General features: G+C 44.7%; 4 protein-coding genes. All 4 read right to left on the bottom strand.

What is annotated here, in order from left to right; all coding sequences use genetic code 11:
- Positions 1-13: 13 nt before the first annotated feature.
- The 4 genes from KDK15_RS12625 to KDK15_RS12610 all read right to left on the bottom strand — a co-directional run bounded on the left by KDK15_RS12625 (position 14) and on the right by KDK15_RS12610 (position 3,183).
- On the bottom strand, positions 14-574 hold the full coding sequence (locus tag KDK15_RS12625; RefSeq protein WP_257295727.1) for a hypothetical protein: 561 nt from the start codon (positions 572-574) through the stop codon (positions 14-16).
- Positions 567-1,040 carry a hypothetical protein gene (locus tag KDK15_RS12620; RefSeq protein WP_257295725.1) on the bottom strand — a complete coding sequence of 158 codons (474 nt, stop codon included), beginning with the start codon at positions 1,038-1,040 and terminating at the stop codon, positions 567-569. The genes KDK15_RS12625 and KDK15_RS12620 overlap by 8 nt, the downstream gene beginning before the upstream one ends.
- Positions 1,041-1,379: 339 nt before the next feature.
- Complete coding sequence (locus KDK15_RS12615; protein ID WP_257295723.1) at positions 1,380-2,813, bottom strand: SET domain-containing protein-lysine N-methyltransferase; 1,434 nt, start codon at positions 2,811-2,813, stop codon at positions 1,380-1,382.
- A gap of 136 nt (positions 2,814-2,949) precedes the next feature.
- Positions 2,950-3,183, bottom strand: a complete 234-nt coding sequence (locus KDK15_RS12610) for a hypothetical protein (RefSeq protein ID WP_257295722.1) — start codon at positions 3,181-3,183, stop codon at positions 2,950-2,952.
- Positions 3,184-3,775: the final 592 nt, after the last annotated feature.

Below are 3,775 nucleotides of genomic sequence, written 5' to 3'. Positions count from 1 at the left end.
CGGACTTAGGAGGTCAATGAAGGAGCCCATCAATTGCATTGAAACCGTGTACTAGGAGGCTGTCCGAGAATAGCGCCCGTAGCGAGGATTGCGAGAAGTTGAGGATAAAAATTTCTGATTCTGAGGAGAAAACACCACTTAATAAATGTGCAGTACTTTCAGTGCCAGGATGATGCCTCCCCTCTAAAATACTACATTTCTTCTGATGTTCAGCTTGCCAAACTGCCTTGGTGAGTCGATCAACAGTCCCCTTCATAACAGTACTCTTTACACTCTCCCTCATGTCATCGGTGATGGTCTTATTGTATACCGTACTTATGAGTTCCCTGCTCTGAAGACGACAAAACAGATCAATCAAATCTTCAGGCTCCGGGCTTTTACCCAACCCTATCATCTCTGTAGTAAACTCACTTTGATTAATAGCGTCCCCCTGTTGTTGGCCTTTCATTGCACCATGAATCTCCATCAGCACCAAAAAATCGCGCTCATTAAGTTGTCCGTCTGAACAAAAGAATTCAGTAATTAACTGACGATATTCCTTAACACATTCTTTAGTGATTCCTATCTCACGCAATCCATTTATATATAAGCCCGTTAGCCAGCTGCGTCATCATTCTTTCCTGTTGGCTTAACCCCGGCTGTATATGAGCATCGTCGCTTGACTTAACAACACTCCCTGTTGGTAACTGCATCGAACTCACTACCTCCTCTGCAGTCGATTTCCCTGCAATTAAACCCTGAGCACTCTGTGGCTCCGCTGCACCTTTTTCCAAATCAGATATTTCTGTGCCATGTTCTTCGCCATTCCCCGTAGCTTGGGAACCTGACAGATCAGCAACGCTTGAAACTACTGAAGACCTCCTGGCTCCTATCTGCATGCTTTTATCAGGAGTATGTTCAGTAGCACCTGAAGATCGGAGCCCCTCGGTAGAGACATCACCGGGAACAAGTTTTACCGAACCATCATCATTTTCAGACTTTTCAACACTTGTGTCTAAACAAGGTGTCGGTGGATTACCAGATTGTCTCATTGCTTCCATAAAAATCGAATCCTCTTGAATATTTTGATTACCAGATTTTATCGGGAGCGAATAATAGCTTTATTTCAACAGGATATGTTCCTGATACAACTTTAAGGCACCCCCCTAAAAAAGAGTCAATTTCTGGAAAATCACTCTAATCAAAAAAAAACAGATATTAAGTAAGCAATATATAATCAAGCTTTTGCAAAATAAAAAACCAAAGTTTTTTTAAAAAATGAGCAAAAAAATTTCACAAAAATAGAGCAAAATCATTCAAACTATTTCCAAAAAGAAAACTCTCCCCTTTTTAGCAAATATCTAAAAATCAAAAAATGATCGTACAGAGCCCTGGTGCTGCTATTTTTTTGCTGCCTGCCTGTGGCTATTGCGAAGTGCTTCCGAGGCATAATAAGCAGGCGCTGCAACAAACGGCGATATCGCCTGCTTACCCGGTACCTCATTATTAAGTGTCTTGATGAAAACAAGATGTCTCTGCAGATTGTTATCATATTGCACCTTTTCCTGAGCAGCTGTCATCATCAAGCCTGATTGCTCCCAAGCCTCCGGCGGAAGTGAAAGGTAATTAACTAATAACTCCTCCCCGACAGCGATATCCCTTTTGGCAAGATAGACAGGGAGGGTAAAATGACCAGAACGGGTATTCACTGAGACAAACGACATGCTAACATTGTCATCTTCGCCCCTGTTGGCCGCATTCAAGAAATGCATCGGGGTATAACGCTCGTTATCCGGCAAAAAGGCAACCGTGTTCAAAGAATCTGAAGCAAACCCTGCCATTGTGTATTTCGAGAGCGTTCGCTGCGTTTGATCCTTACCTCTAAGACCTGCCATCAGGGTCCGGTAGTAACTCATGAAATCCGGCATTTCAGCAGCTAATTTCCGATGCACTTGCTCAGGTTTCCAATCGTGGTTCAGCTTAGCCCACTCCCTTTTGTTGAGCACATAGCCAATGCCGGAATAGACCCCGAGCAACTCCCCCTGTTTTACCGGCATGCTGGCAAATACCCCGTAATTTTTTTCTGGCTCTGCACCCGAAGCGTCAGGACAGTTAAAGCCATAATCAACAAAACGGTATTCAAATCGCGCCTGAAAGTCTTGCCGGGCCTCTTGCTCGGACATTATCAACTGATTAACCAGGCGGGATTGCAAAGCTTCATGCAACTGAAAATCCGGCAGCAACTGACTGTTGGCCAAACGGGACATCCAGACATAAGGCTGGTAAGTATGCCCGGGAGGAAGTTCAGAGTCTGCAGAAATAACTCGGCTCCCCAACGCTCTATTGGCCATGCCCGGCCTATTGCTGCCAATGGCGAAGGCCTGGAGTGCTGAATGGCGTAAAGGGGAATTCTGAAGCGACAGAGCCATTGTTTCTTTTATTGCCCGACTGATTATGCTGGATTCTGGAAGTGAACGCGTATCAGCTACCAGCTGCTCCAGGGTTACTGCATGATCACTGTCATGTCCAGCGCGGTTGGCCGAGGTAGAGGAAACTTCTGATTTTGCCACTTTCGAAGCTACAGATACGGTGGTTGAGTCGTCAGTTAATGGACTTATCTTTGATTGGAGTATATTTCCGGGAGACGTTGATGCAACGCTGTCAGCACCCAAGTGACTGAGACTCGGTACATCACTGTGGGAAGCGACAACATCACGGGCAAAGGCCACGCCCTGACTTTGCCTGCCACTGCTGGACCCACATTGCCCATTGCCAGGGTCGGACAACCTCCCGGCTATTTCTGCTTCTGCAGAGAACAAGGTATTTGTTTCCATAACTCCCAAGCTTAAAAATTGCCACATAATCACAAATTCTGACAACGTGTACGCCCGGAAGTTCAACTCACTGGATATCAATCACCACTGGTGCAGGGCCTCTTGATTTAAACCGCAACGAACGCAGCATTCGTTGTTATTGCTTCATTAACGGGAAAAACTTATCTTTGGCAATACTTTCTCCGGCAAATTTCAGGTCGCAAGATTGTACGCGCTTCAAGGCGCAAATTGTAGCTTCTTCGACCCAGTGAAACGGCAACCTGTCTACAGGAGCACGTTCCCTATCCATTACAATAACAAGTTCTTGTTCAAAACTATTAAGGCTGTACAACGCCAAAAAAAACATCACCCGCTTGAGCTTAAAAGGCATGGCATATGCCGTAATACAAAGCTACCAGCTGTCTGTAGCTACCCACACATAGCAATAAGTCAAAGAGCAAGCGGCATACCGAAATACAACTACTTTTTTACATAAGGTACTATCGTTTATTGATTACTTATTACTTATTACCCATACCCGCTATCAAAGGCTTGATGATTTCACCGAAAGTCTCTTTTCATGCAAGTTCATGCAAGGTCGCTGGAGTCGGAACACCCTCCGATTCCTGTTAGCCTGATGGGAGCCACTGGCTGAAGCCACGTTTACGTTCTATGATGCAGGTAGCTGGGCTTTTCTCCTGTTTTATCTATGGAGGAGTCTTATGATTCTGGAAGAAGTCAAAAATAATATTTTATAAAGTCCATATACTTCCAAACCTGCCTTAAACATGATGTAGGGTGAAATTAAAAGTGTTCTTGTACCAATTACCAAGAACGCTACCAGTTTTGATCCCATTCCCCTTTAGAGCGCAAAGTTCTTAAGCAAAGCATTGATCCAGCATTTGAAGGCTTCCACCAGGCTCCGGGAATTTTTAGCCGTTTCTGAACGATCGAACTGTTTGAACTTTCTATCTCGCCAGAGC

This window comes from Endozoicomonas sp. YOMI1 (genome assembly GCF_024606345.1).
Classification (GTDB): Bacteria; Pseudomonadota; Gammaproteobacteria; order Pseudomonadales; family Endozoicomonadaceae; genus Endozoicomonas.
The sequence above is the reverse complement of the archived record's forward strand: the minus strand, read 5'-3'. Positions and strand labels throughout refer to the sequence as shown.